This window comes from Candidatus Omnitrophota bacterium (genome assembly GCA_040755155.1).
In the GTDB taxonomy this organism is placed as follows: Bacteria; Hinthialibacterota; Hinthialibacteria; order Hinthialibacterales; family Hinthialibacteraceae; genus JBFMBP01.
Genome location: JBFMBP010000130.1, coordinates 1 through 21,927, shown reverse-complemented (window position 1 = coordinate 21,927; position 21,927 = coordinate 1). Strand labels below are relative to the sequence as shown.

General features: G+C 49.6%; 16 protein-coding genes. 7 read left to right on the top strand and 9 right to left on the bottom strand.

Annotated elements, in window-relative coordinates:
* Nucleotides 1–64 precede the first annotated feature (64 nt).
* Nucleotides 65–1,606, top strand: coding sequence for a Na+/H+ antiporter NhaC family protein (locus AB1656_19095; GenBank protein ID MEW6237495.1), 1,542 nt, complete (start codon nt 65–67; stop codon nt 1,604–1,606).
* A gap of 392 nt (nt 1,607–1,998) precedes the next feature.
* On the opposite strand, the gene AB1656_19090 is transcribed toward AB1656_19095, so the two are convergent.
* The 8 genes from AB1656_19090 to AB1656_19055 all read right to left on the bottom strand — a co-directional run bounded on the left by AB1656_19090 (nt 1,999) and on the right by AB1656_19055 (nt 11,842).
* Complete coding sequence (locus AB1656_19090) at nt 1,999–3,546, bottom strand: tetratricopeptide repeat protein (GenBank protein MEW6237494.1); 1,548 nt, start codon at nt 3,544–3,546, stop codon at nt 1,999–2,001.
* Nucleotides 3,547–3,844: 298 nt separating this feature from the next.
* Nucleotides 3,845–4,942 (bottom strand): KamA family radical SAM protein, encoded by a 1,098-nt coding sequence (locus AB1656_19085; GenBank protein ID MEW6237493.1) that lies wholly within the window; start codon nt 4,940–4,942, stop codon nt 3,845–3,847.
* Between the two features lie 389 nt (nt 4,943–5,331).
* Complete coding sequence (locus tag AB1656_19080; GenBank protein ID MEW6237492.1) at nt 5,332–7,203, bottom strand: glycosyltransferase; 1,872 nt, start codon at nt 7,201–7,203, stop codon at nt 5,332–5,334.
* Between the two features lie 280 nt (nt 7,204–7,483).
* Complete coding sequence (gene nth, locus AB1656_19075) at nt 7,484–8,155, bottom strand: endonuclease III (GenBank protein ID MEW6237491.1); 672 nt, start codon at nt 8,153–8,155, stop codon at nt 7,484–7,486.
* A gap of 13 nt (nt 8,156–8,168) precedes the next feature.
* Nucleotides 8,169–8,588, bottom strand: coding sequence for a secondary thiamine-phosphate synthase enzyme YjbQ (locus AB1656_19070; GenBank protein ID MEW6237490.1), 420 nt, complete (start codon nt 8,586–8,588; stop codon nt 8,169–8,171).
* A 204-nt stretch (nt 8,589–8,792) separates the two neighbouring features.
* Complete coding sequence (locus AB1656_19065; protein MEW6237489.1) at nt 8,793–9,083, bottom strand: acylphosphatase; 291 nt, start codon at nt 9,081–9,083, stop codon at nt 8,793–8,795.
* Between the two features lie 32 nt (nt 9,084–9,115).
* Nucleotides 9,116–9,796, bottom strand: coding sequence for a glycosyltransferase family 2 protein (locus AB1656_19060; GenBank protein ID MEW6237488.1), 681 nt, complete (start codon nt 9,794–9,796; stop codon nt 9,116–9,118).
* Between the two features lie 447 nt (nt 9,797–10,243).
* The gene (locus AB1656_19055) at nt 10,244–11,842 is read right to left on the bottom strand and encodes an ATP-binding protein (GenBank protein MEW6237487.1); all 1,599 of its coding nucleotides are present in this window, start codon (nt 11,840–11,842) and stop codon (nt 10,244–10,246) included.
* 327 nt (nt 11,843–12,169) lie between these two features.
* On the opposite strand from AB1656_19055, the gene AB1656_19050 reads away from it, so the two are divergent.
* The 4 genes from AB1656_19050 to AB1656_19035 all read left to right on the top strand — a co-directional run bounded on the left by AB1656_19050 (nt 12,170) and on the right by AB1656_19035 (nt 18,336).
* The gene (locus AB1656_19050; protein ID MEW6237486.1) at nt 12,170–12,538 is read left to right on the top strand and encodes a DUF4870 domain-containing protein; all 369 of its coding nucleotides are present in this window, start codon (nt 12,170–12,172) and stop codon (nt 12,536–12,538) included.
* 495 nt (nt 12,539–13,033) lie between these two features.
* Complete coding sequence (locus tag AB1656_19045; protein MEW6237485.1) at nt 13,034–13,279, top strand: hypothetical protein; 246 nt, start codon at nt 13,034–13,036, stop codon at nt 13,277–13,279.
* A 198-nt stretch (nt 13,280–13,477) separates the two neighbouring features.
* Nucleotides 13,478–14,611: a dTDP-4-amino-4,6-dideoxygalactose transaminase gene (gene rffA / locus AB1656_19040; GenBank protein ID MEW6237484.1), complete on the top strand. Its 1,134-nt coding sequence runs from the start codon at nt 13,478–13,480 to the stop codon at nt 14,609–14,611.
* Between the two features lie 107 nt (nt 14,612–14,718).
* Nucleotides 14,719–18,336 (top strand): S41 family peptidase, encoded by a 3,618-nt coding sequence (locus AB1656_19035; GenBank protein MEW6237483.1) that lies wholly within the window; start codon nt 14,719–14,721, stop codon nt 18,334–18,336.
* A gap of 196 nt (nt 18,337–18,532) precedes the next feature.
* Here AB1656_19035 and AB1656_19030 read toward each other — a convergent pair whose 3' ends face one another.
* Nucleotides 18,533–20,038, bottom strand: coding sequence for a CehA/McbA family metallohydrolase (locus tag AB1656_19030; protein ID MEW6237482.1), 1,506 nt, complete (start codon nt 20,036–20,038; stop codon nt 18,533–18,535).
* Nucleotides 20,039–20,193: 155 nt separating this feature from the next.
* On the opposite strand from AB1656_19030, the gene AB1656_19025 reads away from it, so the two are divergent.
* Together AB1656_19025 and AB1656_19020 are read left to right on the top strand one after the other, a co-directional pair.
* Nucleotides 20,194–20,766, top strand: coding sequence for a sigma-70 family RNA polymerase sigma factor (locus tag AB1656_19025; GenBank protein MEW6237481.1), 573 nt, complete (start codon nt 20,194–20,196; stop codon nt 20,764–20,766).
* Complete coding sequence (locus AB1656_19020; protein ID MEW6237480.1) at nt 20,756–21,784, top strand: FecR domain-containing protein; 1,029 nt, start codon at nt 20,756–20,758, stop codon at nt 21,782–21,784. The genes AB1656_19025 and AB1656_19020 overlap by 11 nt, the downstream gene beginning before the upstream one ends.
* Nucleotides 21,785–21,927 lie beyond the last annotated feature (143 nt).

Genomic DNA, 21,927 nt, shown 5'->3' with positions numbered 1-21,927 from the left:
ATCCCTTATTTTTCATCATTCATCATTCATCATTCATCATTTGATTCTACGCATCGGGTGATATATGGAAGGAACGGTTTACTCTCTCGTCCCGCCGCTTGTCGCTATTGTTTTGTGCATTGTTATGCGCGAGGCGATTTTCTCTTTGTTTATGGGAATTTTCGTTGGGGCGCTTATCATCTATTCCTTTTCTCCACTAACGGCTTTTTATCGCTCCGTGGATGAAATCATTCTCTCGGTATTCATCCAATCGGACAACGCCGTCATTCTATTCTTCACCGTCCTGATGGGCGGGATGGTGGAAATCCTCAATCAGAGCCGCGTTTCACGCGATTTAGTCGAACGCATCGCCGCCCGCTTGCGTACGCGGGTGAGAGCCAACCTTTTGATTTGGCTGACCGGCGTCGTCTTTTTCATCGACGATTACGCCAACGCTCTCATCGTGGGCAACTCCTACCGCAAATTAGCGGATCGGCTAAAAATTTCCCGCGCCAAACTGGCTTATCTCGTCGATACCACTTCCGCCCCAGTTACATCACTGGCTTTCGTTTCCACTTGGATCGGCTTCGAGATTTCCGTGATTTTAAAATCATTGAAAGCGGAAGGCATCGAGGGCTATAGCGGCTATGAATTGTTCGTTTATTCCATCCCCTACCGTTTTTATCCTTTGCTGGCGCTGCTTTTTTGTTTGTATATCTGCGCAATGTCCCGCGATTTCGGGCCGATGAAGCGCGCCGAGCGCCTGGCGCGCATACGCGAACCGGAGGAGACGGAAGCCTCCTCCAAACGCCCAGCAGCAGCCTGGGATCCGTGGAATTATGCGATTCTGCTGCCTATCGCGGTTCTGTTGATCGCCGCGTTTATATCGCTGGCCGTAAGCGGCTATCAAAACGGCGCTGTGACGGATTGGGTGCATCCTTGGCAGAGCGTCATAGCCCTGCTCTCCAACGCCGATCCTTTTCGCAGCATTCTTTGGGCTACCATGATCGCCACGTTGGTTTCCTTCGCCGTGCATATCGGCGTTTTCTTCGAATCCTTCCGCTCCGTCTTTACCAGCTGGCTGGAAGGCTGCAAGGGCATGTTTACCATCTGCCTGATCCTGACTCTGGCTTGGAGCATCGGCGACGTTTGCACCCGCTTAAAAACGGGGGCGTATGTAGCGAGTTTGTTGGGGCAGGGATTCGATCCCCATTTTCTGCCCCTGCTGACTTTCCTCTTTGCGGCGGCAATCAGTTTCGCCACCGGCACCAGTTTTGGAACCATGTCCATCCTCATGCCCGTCGCGTTGCCGCTGGCGATTCATTACGGCGTCTCCGCCCATGACATCCTTTACGGAACCATCGGCAGCGTTCTCGGCGGCGCGATCTTCGGCGACCACTGCTCGCCGCTATCCGATACGACCATCCTCTCCGCCGGCGCCAGCGGCTGCTCCCTCACCGATCACGTCAACACCCAACTTCCCTATGCCCTAGCCGTAGCCCTCATCTCCGCCGGATGCCTCGCGCTGGTTCCCATCAAAGGAATATCGCCCTATTCGCTGCTGCTGATTGGCGCGGTGATTCTTTTGGGGGTGGTTTTTGCGTTTGGGAGGAAGATTCCCGAGTGAGTCATTAACTTATAGTTTAATCATCTTTGTTTAAGCTATGTTCGCAATAAGAACAAAACATTTCATCCATACAATCACCACATCGCAATTCCTTTTTCCCACACCGAGCGCAAACCACTACAGTAAAACCTGTTTTAATCCCGCAATATTCACAAATTTTTTCGAGTTCATCTTTTACATGGCTCATCATTTTTCTCCTTTTTGACTTATGGTTGATTGATGGATTTTTACGGCGTAAAGCAATAAGGCATAAGTATAATTGATTCTATATATTAGGAGCAAGACTTGAACCTTCAACCTCCTTATAGCATATCTGGAAGTATCCGTTTGACCTTCGCCACAAACCCAAAAATCCGCGATCTATGTTTAATCTCAAAAAATTTAAGACCGTTTCATTGATGAATCAAATTGAACAACCTATTTGCCTGTTCTGGGTCTAAATTCTTTAAAATCTTGTACTCATCCAGCGCCTCTCCTTTTCTATTAAGCATCAAATACGCCAACCCAAGAGCATGATGCGCATCTGCAAAGTCCGGCTTAAGGCGAATGGTTCGCTTGCATTCCTCCAGGGCTTTCTCCCACTGCCCTAGTTCTCCATACGCCAACCCAAGGCTCCAATGCGCTTCCGCAATGTCCGGCTTAAGGCGAATGGCTTGCTTGCATGCCTCAATGGCTTTCTCATACTGCCCTAGTCTTCCATACGTCACTCCAAGATTAGCATTCGCTTCCGCATGGTCCGGTTTAAGGCGAATAGCTTGCTTGAATGCCTCAATGGCTTTCTCCGGCCGCTTTAGATCGCTATACGCCACCCCAAGATTATAATGCGCATCCGCAAAGTCCGGCTTAAGGCGAATGGCTTGCTTGCATTCCTCTAGGGCTTTCTCATAATGCCCAAGTTTTTCATACGCCACCCCAAGACCATAATGCGCGTCCGCATAGTCCGGCTTAAGGCGAATGGCTTGCTTGTATGCCTCAATGGCTTTCTCATATTGCCCTAGTTTTTCATACGCCACCCCAAGACCATGATGCGCTTCCGCAATGTCCGGCTTAAGGCGAATGGCTTGTTTGTATGCCTCCAGGGCTTTCTCAAACTGCCCTAGTTTTTCATACGCCGCCCCAAGAAAGTAATATGCAAACTCTTCATTTAAATCCAATTCGATAACCTTCTTAAAATGAATTATCGCTGCGGTATAATCACCTTTAAAATAAGATGAAAAACCATCATCCATTTCTTGTCTAACTTTCTCGTTAGACAAAGCAGGTTGGCTTTTAGACCAAGCCGACAAGGTTTGAACCTTACCGATTTTCAGTTTTTGGATTTGGGAAGCGGGGATGGAGAAATTGAGATTTTGCCCGGCGGCGAATTGGGATACTACGATGCCGACGACTTCGCCGGATTTATCGACTACGGCGCTGCCGCTGGAACCGGGAGAAACCGGAGCGGTAATTTGAATGACTTCCTCGAATCCGGGCAAATCGCGGACGGCGGAAACGATGCCATTGGAAACGGTATGTTCCAAACCAAGCGGCGAACCGATGACGACAATCTCCTGCCCCTCTTTGGGGAGAGACTTGGCCAGCGTCAAAGGTTTGTATTGACTTTTGGGAACTTCCACGGATAAAACCGCCAAGTCTTTCAGTTCATCCTCTGCCAATAAGCCTTGAACGGGGAAGGTATCGCCGGAAGCGGTTTTGATCGAGGCATGATGCACTTTTACGATGACATGGCGATTGGTGGCGATGCGATCTGTTGAAATAAAGAATCCGCTGCCTTGGGAAACCACTTCATCTTTTTCATTGAAGAGGATAATCGTAACCACCGAAGGTTTGATTTTATCGACCAACGCCACCATTTCTTCTTCGGCGGCATAAACCGGAGCCAATGAACCTATAGATGCAACCATCAATAATAAAACCATCCCCCAAAGATTCTTTCTCATGGAAAACCTCCCGAAACGGCGCCGCCAAGCGCTTATCGCCTTTTATCTTAAAGCTGGCATATTCGCTATTATACTACAAAAAATAGCGTCAATAAAATAAATTATACTAAAAAATCAATATATAAGAGGCTCTTGCAAAATTGATGAATTCTGCTTTTAAATTCTCCCCCCAAACTTGGGGGGAGTTAGAGAGGGGTTGATTTTATTAGACTTAAAACAACCCCCTCCTCACCTCCCCCAAACTTGGGGGAGGAATAGGAAAAGCAACAAACTCCAAAGAGGCTTTGGTACGCGGCGGCTATTCCACTGGTTGGAGTTGGTCGAACCAGACGGCCTCGTCGTCGCGGTGAAAGAGGAGAATGCGCCCTACTTCTTCGCGGTCGGGAGAGCGATGGCGTTTGAGGTAAATGTATTTTTCGTCCACTCCCACGATTTCGATCTTGCCGGTTTCGTGGGACATCACGAAGCGCGTGCGCGACGCCAGGCCGGAGTTGCGCCTGACCGCATCCTGATAGATATGAAATCCGCGCACGATCGGCACTAAGAACGAATGGTTGCCTTGGGTGGGACGTCCCTGAAAGACGTAATAGGGCGGACATCCAGCGAAAGAAAGCAGCCGAAACAGTTCGCCCAACGCTTCGGGATCGTCGTTGATTCCCTTGACAATGGGGCACTGATTGCAGCAAATCACGCCCCGCTTCAAAACCCGGTCGATGGCGGCGACGGCGGGCTGAGTGAGTTCGCGGGGATGGTCGAAGTGCATCATCAGGTAGAGCCGCTTGTCCATCCAACTGACCCGCTCGAAAAGATCGAGCAGTTCATCGTCGTCCAAAATGCGCCAGGGATTGAAAGCGGGCATTTTGGAGCCGATGCGGATAATCTGCACGTGGCGGATTTTGCGCAGCGATTCGAGGATATAGGCGAGGCGGCGGGTGGAAAGTATCAGCGGATCTCCCCCCGTCAACAATACGTTGGTGATGCAGGGATTCTCGGCGATGTATTGCAACCCTTCCTCCACGTTTAGAGAGACCTCGCCGTTGGCTTCCATGAATAATCGTTTGCGAAAACAGTATCGGCAATAGGCGCCGCAGGTTTCGGCGCACAAAAAAAGAACGGTATCTTTGTATTTATGCTGGATGCCACGCGCCTTGGTGTAAGCGGCCTCGTTGCTGGCGTCTAACTCGCCCCAATCGTCCAATTCCTCTTCTCGGGGAATCGCCAGATTGCGGATGGGATCGTCGGGATTGGACCAATCAATTAAATCAAGGTAATAATCGTTGATGCGGAATACGTATTTTTCCGCCACCTTAGATAAGCGCTCTCGCTCCGCCAAGGAGAGTTGGGGGATGCGATCGAGATTGCGAAAATAATGGCTTATTCGAGTTCGTACGAACACGGTCGTATCTCCTTTCCGATAGGAATTTTCCAAGAACAAATCGGGAGGAGGTCTGGAAGAAGGGATAACAGTAAGCAGGAATCACTCAGAGTGGAGGGGCAAAGGCGGAAGCCAGACCATCCTCGTTTCTGCGTGCAACCCAATCATTCATAGTGGATATTCAAAAAGACAATCTCATTCATGGCAACTTCATTTTACCAGAAAATGAAAGCGATGGAAGTTAAATTTTAAAAAAAATTCCCCTATACAACGATAAAAGTTGATAATGGCATAATTATTGCTTGATTTTTGAATCACTGATTTCACTGATTTTTGGGATTTCACGGAAAAAACTTCTTCATTGCGGGGGACGTAGAGGGCAAGGTTTTTTCTGCAATTGGGGAATCCCCCTAGATGCGCACAATCACCGAAATGCAGCCTTCGGCAGATTGGATGCTTTCGAGGCTCGATTCGCCGAAGCGTTGCTTCCACCAGGTTTCACTTTTCAAATCCGGCGGCAGGGGGGCGTCAAGGGGATAAAGGCCGAGGAAGGCGCGGGCGTTTTTCTTAGTTAGCCGCTTCCATTCCTGCACGATAGGTTTTACGGCGGGAAAGCGGTTGGGGGGCGATAATAGAATTACGGCGTCGAATAGTCCGTCCGGTAACATCGCCGGGGCCGCCGAAAGAAAGCGCAGGTTCTCATGACCGTAGGTTTCGGCGGCGTAGTCCAACGCATACCATGAAGCTTCCAATCCCACCAGGCGGCAGCCGCTTTCCATTTGCAGCGCGAAAGGCCAATCGCCTAAGCCCGCCCACAAGAGCAACGCCGTTCCTTGCAGCAGGGCGCTGTTGTGAATTTCCCGCGTCAGGGGATGGTTCAGGCACCATTCCATAGAATACCAATCCACAGGTTTGGAGCCGAAGCGTACTTGGTAGGCGAGCCGCAATTGTTCGAACCAGCGATCCAGTTCCGTCTTCGGCATTTCTCTACGAATGAAGCCATATCGTTTTTCCTGCGATGCGGCGGGAGCGAATGCGAACAGCTGCAATTCTCTTCCCCAATCCAGCGGCATAGCCTCTCCCCGCAGCGCCAGCGTCCGCTGCGGTTGCAGCAAGCGGCGGCACTCGCGCCAGAGGTCGAGACGATCCAGCGTCTCCGTGGGGATCGCTTCCATCTCCAATTCCAGATCGAACGCGCCCGGCGCGAGAATGCCTACATCGTCGCGCCATAAGCGTCCTGCAGCGGGAAGCGCGGCGAACGGTTCGGCGCCGGAGGCGAGTAACAAACCATCGCGGCGGCGGCGCAAGGTTTCGAAAACGGGATGAGCGGGGAAGATTTTTTTATCGCTTCGTTCCGAACGGACGGCTTGCGCTTCGTTCAAGATTCTCTCTACGGATTTATCGTAGGTATACTTGGCGTAAACTTCTTCATGGCCGTTTTTGCCCAACCGCTCGCGCAGAGCCTCGTCCCCCAGCGCCAGTTCGATGAGTTCGAACAATTCCTCTTCGGTTTTATAAAGCAGCGCATGCTTGCCGTGTTCGAAGACTTTTTCCAAATCGGGAGTGTAGGTTTGCACTACGGCGGCGCCGCAGGCCAGGCTGTTGATGAGACGGTTGGAGAAGCATTGCTTTAGATGGCGCCATTTGCGGCTGAAGTGGCTCAAAACCACCTTGGAGGAAGAGACGATGCGCCGGAATTCGTCGTGATAGCCCGCCGGTTCAACCTTCAATCCCGTCCCTTCCCAGCCGCTGCCGTAGATGGTCAGATCGAAGCGCTTGGCCAATTCGCGCAATAAGGGCGGGCGTTCGGGATCGTTGTTGTTGCCGGGAAAAACCACGTCGTGGATTTTGGGCAAATCGAGGGGATAAAAAATGGCGGGATGCGTGGGACAAGGCAAATAGCGAAAATGATCCATCCCCCTCTTCTGCGCCCATTCGCCGAAATTGGTATTCGTCATATACAACCGGTCGATGATGTTGGCAGTGCGGAAATGATAGGGCAGAAAGCGGGCGTCGCCGTAGAAATGGGAGATGGTGCAACCCAATTCCCGCTTGGCGGCGGCCAGCAGTTCGATAGGAACGGAATCGCCCTTGGCGCTCATGCCCAGATGGATATGCTGAGGCCGATGGGCGCGGATAACGTTCCACAATTCCTGCGGCGAGCCGGCGACGACATCGAAGGGAAGCAGATCCGACGCGCGTGCGAAAGCGTCGCGCCAATGGTTGTTCGATCCCTCAAAATAAAAATGATCGCAGTGAATCGTTCGAATCCGTTCGCTCATTCCTCTATCCCAAAAAACAGAAAAGTAGGATGGGTCGCGTTTTTTGACCCATCGATAATTCAACTCAACTCCTCATCCCAGCCTTGAAAGGCTGGGCTATTATCAAATGCCCCTTTAAAGGGGCAAACGCTAATAGCCCGCCGTTTTAACGGCGGGTTTATATAGGGATGCGTTTTCGAGACGCAAACCTAGTTTTGGATCGTAATAGAAACTTTCATCGCACATAAGATGAGACTTTACCTTCGATGGGTCGAAAATCGCGACCCATCCTACGATCTCGTCACTCGACACATGTCACTGTATTCAATCCCTCGGAGGGGCAATATGGCGCTAACGGACAACCGCCGCAGAGTGGCTTCTTCGCTACGCAAACTTTGCGGCCATGCCAGATCAGGCGGTGGGAAAAAGCCGTCCGTTCTGCGGCGGGAATAATCGCTATCAAATCTTGTTCGATTTTATCGGGATCCGATTTTCCCGTCAGTCCCAGCCGGTTCGCCAGCCGCTTGACATGCGTATCCACCATGATAGCGGGAACGCCGAAGGCTGTGCCTAAAACCACATTCGCCGTTTTTCGTCCGATGCCGGGCAGCGAGGTCAGCGCCTCCATATCCTGGGGAACTTCGCCGCCATGATCTTCCGCCAATCCTTGGCTGACGTCGAGCAGGCTCTTGGCTTTCTGATGGAAGAATCCCGTCGAGCGAATCAATTCTTCCAATTCCGCCAAGTCCGCCTGAGCCAAGGCGCAGGCGTCGGGAAATCGCTTGAAAAGTTCCGGCGTTACTTGGTTAACGCGCTTGTCGGTGCATTGAGCGGAAAGGATGGTGGCGATAAGCAGTTCGAAAGCGTTGCGATGATGCAAGGCGCAGACGGGTTCGTAATGCTGCGCCAGAACCTCTATGATCTTCTTAGCGCGGTCGTGCGGCGGCGCTTTCTTCCAGTCCTTGCGAACCATAGTACTCTCGCTTTCATTCGCCCATAATCTGAACTACCACGCTGCGATGACGGGCGCGGTTGTCGAAATCCAATAGGACGACCTGCTGCCAGGTTCCTAGAGTCAGCGATTTTTTTTCGAAGGGGATCGTCAAGGACGGCCCGATCAACGTGGCGCGCAGATGGGAATGGCCATTGCCGTCATGCCAGGTCTCGTCGTGATGATAGGTTTTCTTGGAGGGGATCAATTCTTCCAGCATTTCGGGGATGTCGCGCAGCAATCCCGGCTCGTATTCCACCGTACTCAAGGCCGCCGTCGCTCCGGGAACGAACACGGTAACGATGCCGTCATTCACGTCATGGTTCGATACGATTTTTTGGATTTCCGGCGTCAAGTCGATAATATGCGTATTGCCGTTGGAATTGACGTGAATCCGCTCCGTGATAACTTGCATGATCTGCACCTGGGAGTTTCAAGGGCAAATACTTTGGTCTTGCCACCCACCTCGTAAAATGGTGGGCTACGCTTCGCTTTGAGCCCACCCTACACGACTTTTAGCCCACTCTACGGTTCTACTCTTGGGAAATTCAAGGGCAAGAAAAACTTTGCCCTTGCCACCCAACCAATAATCAAGTATTTCATCATTCATCATTGTCTTTCAAAACGTAATCGAAAATTCTTTATAATGGCCGTAGGCTTCCGTCCAGTCCACATCCATCTTTGCGACATAGGAAAGCGAGGTGGGACCAGCTTTGATCTTTTCAAGAAAATCCAATAAAACCGATTCCTCCCCCTCGGCTACGATCTCCACCCGCCCGTCCCAAACGTTTTTCACTTCCCCCGCCAGTCCCATCGATTGCGCCAGTTTTTGGGTATAATAGCGGAAACCAACGCCTTGCACACGCCCGCCGACGAAAACGTGAATTCGTTTTTTTTCGCTCTTCTTCATAGCCGCCTCCCACGACCGTCCGTAAGACGAACTCATCGAAAGAGATTGAATTTGATGATAAACCACAAAGCGGCGGCGCCGTCCTTCCAAGTAATTTTCTTGCCTTCTGAATACTCCCGCCCATAATAGGAAATCGGCACTTCATACACGCGGCAACCCAATTTCGCCACTTTGGCGGTAACTTCCGGCTCAATGCCGAAGCGGTCGGATTCGATTTGGATCTTTTTGACGATTTCCGTTCGGAACGCTTTATAGCAGGTTTCCATATCCGTCAGGTTGAGATTCGTGAACATGTTGGAGATCAGCGTGAGCGTTTTGTTCGCCAAGGCGTGCCAGAAATAAAGTACGCGCTGCTCCGGGCCGGAAAACCGCGAGCCGTAAACCACGTCCGCCATGTTTTCTTGAATGGGTTTGATTAAATGGCCGTATTCCTCCGGATTGTATTCCAGGTCGGCGTCCTGAAAAATCACAATATCGCCGGAGACCTGCTGCAAGCCGGTGCGAATGGCGGCGCCTTTTCCCTGGTTTTTATCATGCATGAAAACTTTGACGCCATTCAAGTTGACTGTATGAAGATAATCCCGAGTTCCATCGGTGGAACAATCGTCCACGACGATGATCTCTTTGGGAGTTTTTTCGGCCATGACGCGGCGAAGAATCGTCTCGATCGTCTTATTTTCGTTATAGACTGGGATGATGACGGATAAGAGCATGATAATCCTCGTTGATTGGGATTTTCGCAGCCAGTAACATTAGAACAATTCAAGTTAGGATAGATTCCAAACCATTGAGGATTCGCTCCCTCACCCTAGCCCTCTCCCAAAAGGAGAGGGAATTTTTTCGTGAAGTTGAGGAAGCAGCGAAATATGTTTACCCAATCCTGAAATGTTCCATTTGAAGCTTTAGCGCTATCCGATTATGAAAGAATCGATGCGGATGGACAAGGATTTCGCTCTATTCTTGAAAAATTGAGCCTCTTGCAAAATTCCATTATTCCTCCCCCAAGCCTGGGTGAGGTTGTAGGAGGGGATTGCCTTAAACCTAATAAAATCACCCCCCCTCTAACTCCCCCCAAACTTGGGGGGAGAATTAAAGCGTAGACTTTATCCATTTTGCAAGAGCCTCAAATTGATAGCGAAATCTATTTTACCGCTTCCGCCTTATTCCTCGATTTGCAGAGGCATATGAATTGTAAACGTAGCGCCGGAAGGGCCGTTTCTCGTCAGTCTGATCTCCCCTTTATGTTCTTCGACGATGCGGCGCGAAATCGGCAATCCCAAACCTGTGCCCTTGGTCTTGGTGGTGCGGAAAGGCTTGAAGAGTTGTGGCAGCGCCGCTTCGGGAATGCCCGGTCCGGAATCCGCCACATCGATGGTCATTGCATTCTTCTGAGTTGCAATCTTTATTTCGATGCTTCCCCCTTCGGGCGTAACGTCCAGCGCATTCAACAGAATATTGAGAATGACTTGTTCCATCCGTTCCCGGTCGATGGGAATCGTCAAATGCGGCGTTTGAATCCGCTTCTTCACCGCGGCCCGTTGGTTGTTGATGCGATGGCGCAACAAGCGCAGCACCCGGTCGATCATCTCTTCGATATTGTGCGGACGCCGATCCAACGGGCGGAAACTTCCCAAATGGAGCAAATCGGCGACCAGCGCATTGAGATCGCTGATCTTTTGCGCGATTACGTTGAGATCGTGTTCGAAATCCTCTTGTCCGGGAGATGAAGCCTTCCAGGAATGAATCAGCATATTGATGACCGCCAGCGGATTGCGTATTTCATGAGCCAATCCCGCCGCAAGTTCCCCCAGCGTCGCCAGTTTGGAAGAAGCGTGCAATTGATCTTCCATCGCCAGGTTCTGTTCGTGAACGCGGGCGTTGTTGATGGCGATGGCGGCGTGATCGGCGAAAGTTTGGAGCAATTCCCGTTCCGACTGCTGCCAGGTGCGCGGTTGGGAGGAATAGATATTCAACACGCCGAGCACTTTTTTTTGAAAGGAGATGGGAGCAGCCAGGAGAGAGGCGACGCCCTCGCGGGCGGCAAGGTCCTTGTGCAGGTACAGCGGTTCCAGGAAGATGTTTTCCACTTGCCGCATTTTATTCTCTTTGGCTACGCTCCCTAGGATCGAGCCGTCCAGAGGCAGGTTCGGTTTATCCAGGTAATCCAAGCTGCATCCATAGGCGGTGATCATCTCCAACTCGCGCTTCTTATCGTCCACCAGCATCAACGAACTCATCTTCGCCCGAAACAAGCGCGTGGCCTGTTCCACAACGCTTAAAAGCACGCGATCCAAGTCCAAGGAGGAGGAGATGCTTCCCGCAATATTCAACAGAACTGACAACGGCTTCGATTGTTCCGCTACCAGGAATTCAACCCAGCCGTAAAACAATTCCTTCGATTTTTCCTGCGCCAAACGCCGCAGGACGTCCAGTTCATCCTTCACGCCGTTTTCGTAACAATGGACGATAGCGCCGATGACGGCGTCGCCGTTCGCGATCGGAACCGCGACGATGGTCTCCCCCGGTTCTGCGATATTCTCTCCCGCAAAAATCGTCGGCGTCCGCGTTTCCCGCAGCCGGGCGACGGCGTCCACCTCGGCGAAATGAGGCCGCCAATAGCGCTCCCCTCGCTCTTTTCTGCCCACCGAGGCCGTCAGAATCAATTGGTCGAATCCCGGATAAGCCAAGTAATAGACCGCCGAGCGGTCGGCTTGCGTTTTTTCGTGAATTTCATTTAAGTCGGATTGCGATGGATTCATCTTTCGTTACGATAATGGCGGATGCGGCGCGCCGCCAGGGAAAAAAAGGGATTGTCGTTCTTCATCATAGCAGAAACGAAAAGAAAACAAGACGTTCCTCATTCGATTCGGCCAATGGGATTCTTCGGTTTTTTTTCTTCTTCGCGCCTGGATTTATCTTGTAATCCCCCTACATGCGATAGATAATATTCTTCAGCTTTCGAGAATGCCAAGGACGCGGAAACCGCCGGGAAATTGCCGCTCCTTGGACAAATGCATAGCTTTTTATTCTCATGGGGAAATCCAAACAACTCCTGGCGTCAACGACATCCTTCATAGGAGCTTGGAATGCAAACGTTTTTCGAACCCGCCAGGGAAGTTTCCAAGGAAGAGCGCCTATGGGCTACCTTTTGCCACTTGGGAGCGTTGGGCGTCTTTATCATTCTGGGCATCGGCCATATCGTTGTCCCATTGGTCATATGGCTGATTAAACGCGAGGATTCTCCCTTCATTAACGAGCATGGAAAAGAGGCGCTTAATTTTCAAATCAGCGTTACCATCTACGGCCTGGTTTGCGCCCTCTTGCTTTTCGTCGTCGTCGGCTTCTTTCTTCTGCCTGTCCTTGCCGTTTTCTGGTTCGTCGCCATCATCGTCGCCGCCATCAAGGCCAACGATGGCAAATCCTTCCGCTATCCCATCACTATCCGTTTTTTTTGAACGTAAAAGAAAATAGGCCCGTCGTTGCGACCGGCCCATAGAATCCAGGATTGAACGAATTTCGCCTATTATTCGCTCTTGCAATTGGATGCGAATAATAGAAAAGCAAAATATCCTCAACCCAAAACACTTCACGGAGGTTATATTGCATTATTTCTAATATAATGTCAAGCGCATGAATTCATTTTTTTTAATAAATTTTTAACAATCACGTTTATCTTGTTTTTTAAGATCAGCCCTCTGGGAGAGGGGACAATTTCAAATGAAATAAAGCACTGGAAGCCCAATCGCCCTTTCGTTAACGAGACGTTAATGATATACATCAATAGCTATTTTTCGGATTGAACGTTTCGGCAAATCGAACCGGTCTTGCGCGATGGTTGAAACGAAGAGAAGCCAAGCCATCGTAGATTTTTCTATCGTTTTTCATAAATCGAACCATTATCTCAATGGAGTTGAATTGACGAGATTTGCATTGCCTTTGGGAGTCCAATCATGATAAAAATCAATCTCGCCACCTTCGAGCGGGGCGACAATGAGGAGATTCGCATTACGCTGAATGGAGCGGTACGCGATGCGCTTCAAATCGGCGCCTGGAAGAAAAACGAAAAAGGGGAATGGCAATTATCCTACAAAAACATCGCCTTCCGCGCCGAAGAACTTCTCGCCTTAAGCGACGCCTTCAATGAAGCCGCCCGGTTGTCGGAATGCCATTCCAAGATGTTCCTGGAAGTGGGTTAAGGTCTAAGAATTAGTACTTTAGCGTTTGAAATGCGTACAGCTTATGCTCGGAACGCCGCCATTACGGAAGATGAATTAATCGTCGATCTTGAAGATGGACGCAGGATATCCGTTCCTCTTGCTCATAGTCCCGTAGGGTGGGCTCAAAGCGAAGCATAGCCCACCACTCAGTCCCAATGTCCTAACAGGAGATTCTACTTGCACCGCATTCCCCTTTATCGCCCCTACCTGACCGGCTCCGAATTGGATTACGTTAAAGAAGTTTTCGCCAACCGCCGCTTATCCGGCGATGGACCGTTTACGCAGAAATGCCAAACGTTGCTGGAAGAAGCTTTGGGCGTCCCCAAAGTCATGCTCACAACGTCCTGCACTCACGCCTTGGAAATCGCGGCGCTGCTGTTGGGTATTCAGCCGGGGGACGAAGCGATCATCCCCTCGTTTACCTTCGTTTCTACCGTCAACGCTTTCGTTCTGCGCGGCGCGCGCCCCGTCTTCGCCGATATCCGCCCCGATACGCTCAACCTGGACGAGAAACGCCTGGAGAACCTGATAACCGAGCGCACAAAAGTTATTGTTCCCGTCCATTATATGGGCGTCGCCTGCGAGATGGATGCGATTATGGAAATTGCCCAGAAGCACAAGATCGCCGTCATCGAGGATAACGCTCACGGCCTCTTCGCCCGTTATAAGAACCGCAGCCTCGGCGCTATTGGGTGTATGAGCGCCTTGAGTTTCCATGAAACCAAAAACTTCATTTGCGGCGAGGGCGGCGCGCTGCTCCTCAACGATCCCCGCTGGATCGGAGCCGCCGAAATCATACGGGAAAAAGGAACGAACCGCTGCCAGTTCGTACGCGGCGAAGTCGACAGATACACGTGGGTGGCGCTGGGTTCCAGTTACCTTCCTTCCGATCTTCTCGCCGCCTGCCTTTATGCGCAGCTGCAAATGCGGGAAAAAATTCAGGAGCGCCGCGCGCGCATGTGGCGGTTTTATTACGAAAACCTTCAAGAATGGGCGGAGTCTATCGGCGCGCAGCTGCCCGCCGTTCCGCCCTATTGCGAACAAGCCTATCACCAATTTTATTTTCTCATGCCCACGCCGGAACAACGGCGGGCGCTGATCGCGCATCTGAAATCCCAAGACATCGAAAGCGCCTTTCACTACCTGCCATTGCATCTTTCGGATATGGGGCGCCGGTACGGGGGCCGAGAGGGAGACTGTCCGGTAACGGAAGATATCTGTTATCGCCTGATCCGCATCCCGTTTTACTATGGCCTCTCGGAAGCCGAACAATCGCGCGTCGTGGAAGAGATTGTTCGATTCGATGCGTAATAGTTATTTATGTATCTTTATATTTTTTCTTCTATTGCCATATCTTCCCTGATATGATAACGTTATCCTAATAATATCTCATAAATCACAGAAAGCGGATAACGGGGATGAAAAATTTATTGATTAATGCCATAGTACTCCTGATTTATTTTTCAAATGATGGGATTACTCGTCCATTATTCGGTGAAAATTCTGTAAACGCACAGACCACGGTAGACCAAACAATCCACGTCAACGCTCCAACACCAACGCGAACGTATACGCCAACGATTACAGCAACATTTACTAGAGCGCCCTATAAAACTCCAGTATTAGGTGTAACGCCAACGCCAATTCCGACTTTAGATCCCAATCTTCCGTCGCCAACGGCGATTAGCGGGAATGCGAAAGTCCTATGGTTGGTTCATCCAGATGATTTTCCAGGAAGCGCTTGGCCCGACTATGAACCGCATAGTAATATTTTTTTGAATTATGGCGCAACGAGTGATTTTCATTCCGTTATCGACACGAAAATAACTAATGAACTCCTACGCGATTATAATGTTGTCATTTTCGCCGATTCGAATTCCAGAAAGAGTTTAACATCGGATGAATCGAACGCCATTGTACAGTTTGTTTATAAAGGCGGTTCGCTTTTTGTGACCGGAGATAATCATAAAACTTCGACGAATGCAGAATCCGCTTCCTCATTAACTAGGCCTTTTGGAATAGAATATGGAGAACTGCGCATCAGCGATGAAATTAGTAAATCTATCGATCACGAATTACTGAATGATCTTCAATTCGATTCACGTTTTCGCATTGGCGGCAATTTTTATTTTAATGTTGTTCCTCCGGCTAAAACTTTAGCAACAGCATCTGGCGCTCCTGTGCTTGCCATTGCCGATTATGGTTACGGCCGTATTATTGTTTTTTCGAATGAACTAGGTGATTATTTACAACTAACTGGCGATTATCATACTTTCATCAAAAACGCTGCGGCTTGGTTGTTGAATAAAGACAATTTTATCGGCGCGACGCCGACGCCGCCCCATCAACCGTATATTCGTTGGAGTGCAGAATTCGCTTCGTATAATGGAATACAATTTACTTTACACGGCGGTTCATTGATGCATCAACTTAGCGAAGGAACTACGCTTAACAATGAAAATACAATCATCGAAGGTCAGCTGCCAGACTATCCAGTTAATATAAACGTCGATATCGTACGAGGAGATAGTTTTGCGCAAATCATTCAACAACCAAGAGAATATAATAATTACACAGCAATATTTGTTATTAAGCAGAAAATGATGAGCTTCAGAATGCATGATATTGTTATTACATGGAGCGAAAAGTTAGAAGTTACGCCTACTCCTACGCCGACGCCTATTCAAACTTGGCATGGTCCAACTCCAACGCCGAATAACAGCAAGAAAAAAGTACTGTGGTTTGCAGCATCGTTTTATTTTTTAGATAATCAAGCGGTGTTCGAACGATTACTCGATTTCGCCAAAATATTCACTGATATGGGAGCGGAGAATACCATTGTGGAAAAATATCGAACCACAATAACCGACAAGTTGTTGGCGGACTATTCCGCCGTCATTTTTGCTCCCTCCTTTGACAATACTACGTTGCCACAAGAAGAACGTCTACCTATAAGCAAATTTATCCGCGGCGGCGGATCGGTTCTCGTAATGGGCGGCGATCAATGGAATGGATTTACTATTTCGGATCAACCGCTTTTTGCTGCATCCGTTACTGCACCATTTGGAATAAAGTATTCTTTAACCACTTCGCAGGACGCAATCGATTTCGAACAACATCCTATCGTAGACGGCGTTGAATATTTGCGGCTTGAAAATCCGAGTACGCTTATAATAACTCCTCCAGCCAGAGCGTTAGCTTACTCAACCGAAGGCGATCCGATATTAGCGATTTCAGAAGTTGGGTACGGACGATTAATTGCTTACGGCGACGAATTGGCTTTTTTAACCGGCGGGAAAAATAGTGAGAATCCGATCGGCATTGAATTCGTATTTCACCGTAAATTCGCAGAAAACGTCTCCGCATGGTTGTTACGGCAAGAAAAACCGCTTCCTCCAGAAGCGACCTTTACGCCGACGCCGCCGCAGCCAGATATTACCCCCTTGCCGACCGTCGAACCAACTCTTGTTGCAAGTCCAACGCCTGCGCCTCCCGGCGAATTAGTCAATTTATTAGAGATATATCCCAATAACCTTCCCGACAGCGGCGATGAAGATTCCGACGGCAATATTAATTGGGGAGCAGCGAGAGAATGGACGTTTATACTTGACGATATATACCGTCTAACCGAATTTACGTACAAATCCAAAGATGGTTATGAAATTTCGACTGGCGAGGCGGATTTAGGCGTGGGAAAAACAAATGATGGTTCGGTTCTCGCCGTACTTATTCCAAGAAATGGCGGTTGGCTGCAAACGAACTTTTTGGATGAGAAAGAAGAAATCGCCAGCATTTATTTCCGCTTTCATCCAAAAGACGTAATTACGCTTTTCCCTGTAGGAACGGTGTATTCCAATGGCGATCCGAATCAATTCAACGAATTGCAACGAATCGCCAATTTCAAGTTTTATAACAGCTATCATGCCGGATCGAAAGCCGTAGTTCAACGCTTACATCATATATTGCTTGATATCGACACGCTTGCTGGCGTTCGACGCTTTGTTTGGTTTCAAGATGGCGTATCGGAATATTTTGACCGTTTTGAAAATAGAGCCATAGCGAAACCGGAAAAAATTCCAGCCTCCCTTAGGGAAACAATGTTTGACATAGTTTGGGGGGGATATGATGAGTCATATCCGATGTTCATCTTGCGGCCGGAAGTAGATTGGGACGCCATGAGAGAAAAATACCTCCCAAAAGTGAACGCCGCCGAAGATACCTATCAATTCGCCGATATCATCGCCGAGATGTTGCGACCATTTCGCGATTTGCATATATGGGTGAATATAAATACGCTGCCTGTTAGCGTTTATTCCAGCAGCGCGCCTACAAACTATAATTTATCCGCTTTCAAAAACTACATTGGCGAGATGCATAAGGTGGATGATTATTTTCAATGGGGCCAGACAGAACCGAATATTGGATTCATTCTTATTGGCTCATGGAGTAATGACAGCATTCCCGCTTCGGTTGATCAGGCGTTAGAGCAATTGAAAGATACGGATGCTTTGATTGTTGACGTGCGATCCAACGGCGGCGGCAGCGAACCATTAGCGAGACAGGTTGCAGGAAGATTCGCCGATCAAGAATATATATACGCATATAGTCAATACCGCAACGGACCAAATCATAATGATCTAACGGAAAAATATCCTCGTAAATTTTCGACAAACGGCTCATGGCAATACGATAAACCGGTTATTTTGTTGATCGGCCAACGCTGCATGAGCAGCAATGAATCGTTCATTGCGATGATGAGCATGTGCCCGCAAGTAACGTTAATGGGCGATCATACTCGTGGTTCAAGCGGCAATCCGAAATTCATCAACTTGCCATTTAATATCCAGGTAAGTATGCCTCAGTGGATCGATTATCTGCCTGACAGCGTGACGCCTTTAGACGAGCACGGCGTTCTTCCTGACGTTTGGTTCGTCCCCGATGACGCAAACGCTTTCAAAAACGACCGCGACGATCTACTGCAATCGGCGCTAGATCGTTTGCGGATTACTTCTGTGAAGGAATCATTAAAATACTGATTCGTCATCATACATCGAATCCAGCGATAATTTGATCCAATATATGATTAAAGTTGGTATCTCAATTATCGATATAAAGACGATGGCGTGGTTCAGACTCGTAGAATAGGTCACGCCGTTTGACCCATCATTTACTTCGTTTCTTATATATTGAGGGTCAAAAAACGCGACCCATCCTACGATCCTTCATGCGCCTTTATGCGCTCATGACGCCGCGGACGAAGATGGGGTTGGTTAGCGCCGCCAGTTCGTCGAGCGGGCGGCCGTATTGGTAGACTTCCGCGCGGAACCAGCGCACTTCCGTTTTGCTGAATTCGATGAATTCCAAATGGGAGTCCTTCGTGGAGGAGAGGGGCATTTCGCAGTAGATTCCTTCGTTGCTCTTGATTCTCACGAATCCTCTTTTTTCCATCAGGGACACATCGAGAACCAGTTGATAGGGTTCCCCGGCGGGAAGGCGCAGTTCGTCTCCCATCATGGCGCCGCCATGATTGGAGTAGGCCCAAAAACTCACGCCCGGCTCCCGCGTAGAATAAAACCGCCCTTGCTTGAGGGCGCCGAGCAGTTCCGTTTCGTTCGGCCCCTCGCTGAAGACGGCGGTCTTGGGTAAGGTTTCCACGCTCCGTTCGTTCATCGGGACGCCTGATCCTTTGCCGCAGACGCCGTAAATCCGCAAGCCCCGGTTCAAAAGCGAATCCCACAAATCGAGCGCTTTCAAGATTTCCGGGAAGCGCTGGCGCCAACGTCCCGGCCATATTTCCAAGAGATCGATGCGAGACCACGAGGCTTCCGCACCCTGCCAGGAATCGCTTTTCCCGTCCGCACTCATAGCGAACGGATGCAGCGCGCAGAATAATCCGCCCAGCCGGTGGGTTTCATAAATGAGAACGTCGAGATCGAAGGGTTCGTTTTCGCTGCGCCAACGTAAATAGTCTTTTATTCCTAAAAGCAAAGCATGGCCGAAGAAGGTTCGAATTTCCTGGCCGCGAATCAATTCCAGGGGCGGAGTCTTGCCAAACGTTGCCAGCGGGCGGAAGTCATGATCGGTCAAAGCTAAGAATTGATAATCGAGGGACTTATAAAGATCGGCGGTTGCTTCCGGGGATAAAGCGCCGTTGCTGTTGCTCGTATGTTCATGCAATTCGCCGATATACCACCGCTCATCTCCCGCTTGCGGTTCATGATCCGGCCATTGATAGACCATTGCGCTGACGGAGGATTCTTCATCCTCCGCGCTGGATTCCACTTGCAGATGCGCGCGCAGGGACGCGCCGCCTAGCGCAGGGACGAGAATTTGCGCCTTCCATTCGCCCGCCGCGACGGGTCCGGCGGCGAATCCATCGGACGCCTTTTTTGCACTGATGGTTTTCCAATCGGAAAAAGACGCATCCCATCGGCCGCGAAAGTTTTTTTTAGGGTCGAAAAATAGAACGGAAGGGGAATTTTTTTTTATTTTATGAAGAACGGCGGAAAATTCGTTCTTCAACATTTGTTTTTGCGCCGCCTGAATATCGGGATGATTCGCATACAATATAAAAGAGGAATCGGCGTTGTCATCCGAATAGGCAATGATGGTAAATTCCACGCGGAAGCGAAGAAGCAGTACATCGGATTCTAAACGGAAAGAGATGATGCGTTGAGCTCCCTGGGAAGAAGCGGGATGCGTCCATTCTTCATCGATAAGGGGATTCCATTGATTCATTTAAAGTTATGCTATCCTTTTTCCAGAAGATGGATGCCAAGCCGCTATTCAGTCTTTCCATTGACGATGAAATCGAGGAAAATGTAAAGAGACAAACAGGATTCCTGACATTTAATGCGATTTGTGATACTACTATAATTATCAATGGGTAAAGGATGATGATCGAAAACGCCGAAGCCACATTAGTACAGCAAGTATTGGCCGGAAAGCGGGAATGCTACCGCCCTTTGGTGGAGAAGTATCAAAAAAAGGTATTTCTCCTGGCCAATAGCATGATTGGCAATGCGGCGGAATCGCAGGATATCGCCCAGGAAGCGTTTCTTTTAGCTTACAGCAAGTTGCGCGAATTGAAAGACATAAACAAATTCGGCTCCTGGCTGTTTGGCATAACGAGAAACCTCTGTTACGCCTGTTTGCGAAAGAAAAAAGTCGAACCGGAATCCTTTGACGACCTTAAATACCAGGAACGGATTCCCAACGTTGTTCCTCTGGCGCCCACGACGGATGACGGCTTGCGGTTGCAGGAAACCTTAATGAGCCGGTTGGAGCAGTTGCCGGAGAAATATCGAACTTTACTGAGATTAAAATATCTGGAAGATTATTCTTACGAAGAAATTTCTGAATTGTTGGACATGCCGGTCGACCTGGTGCGATCCAGGTTATTCGAAGGCCGGCGGATGCTGCGCGAACAAGTGGAAAGAATACGGAGCGCGAATAATGAACGCTAAGGGTTGCTGCACCGAATGGGAACAAGAAATTATCCTTTACCTGGATAACGAACTGTCCTCTGACGGTTGCGGACGAGTCGAGAAACATCTTAAACGGTGCGAAAATTGCGCCAATTTCTACTACGGCGCCGAGCGGGAAGAACGCTTATTGGCTGGAGCGTTGCGGCAACAAGCGAAAACGGGATATCATACGCTGGCTATCGCCGACAACGTTATGGACGCTTTGCCCGGTTTTCAACCTATTACTCTTAGCCGCCGTTCTAAAGATTTAGGCTTATTCTTCTCCCAATTCCTCATGGATCAGGGACGCCGACACGCCGCCATCGCCGCTTCCATCCTGGTTTGCATCCTAGGCATGTACGCTACCTTGCAAATGGGATACGTTACCGAGGAACCGTTCATCCATATTGAAAGAAGCGGCGTACTTGTCAGTTCCCCCTACCGCCAACCGTATTTTATCGTGCGTCCGGAAGGAGAATTCTTCGAATTCCCAGACGGATCCGTGATTTACGCCTCTCCCAATACGCTGTTCTCGGTGGAGAACTATCCGGAAATCGAGGAAAAGAACAGCGTAGGAATGGAAAGACGCATCCGATTGCAGTCAGGCGAGCTGTTCATCGACGTTCAGCCTCGCGAAGAAGGCTTCACCGTAGTCTGCCCCAACGGGACAGCTAAAGTTGTTGGCACACAGTTTTATGTCAACGTTACATCCGGCGCCACTAAAATCACGACTGTCGCTGTTCGCGAAGGCATCGTATTAGTGGAGACGAAAGGACGGAATACTCGCACCGCGGCAGGGCAAATGACACGCTTATGGTCGATGAGCAACGGCAAGAAAATCAGTCTGCAATTGCCGGAACCCACCCGGCTCGATCTGAAGCGGCGTTTGGATGTTTTCAATCAATGCATCGGCGACCGCAGCGCTCAGATGCTGGTTCCGCAACGAGAACTTTACGATCTCGGCCATCCTCTCGACCTTGATACCATTGTTTCGCCGTTCCTCACCGATCGGGAATAATCATATATCCATTCCTATTATGATCGTCGCGTTGAATCGCCGAGTAAGGAGCAGGTGCGGTAATGTTTAGGTCAACGACTTCCGATGTATCAGCCGTTTCCAGCGTCGTGGCAAAAGGTCGTCAGACCATGCACCCCGTCCCC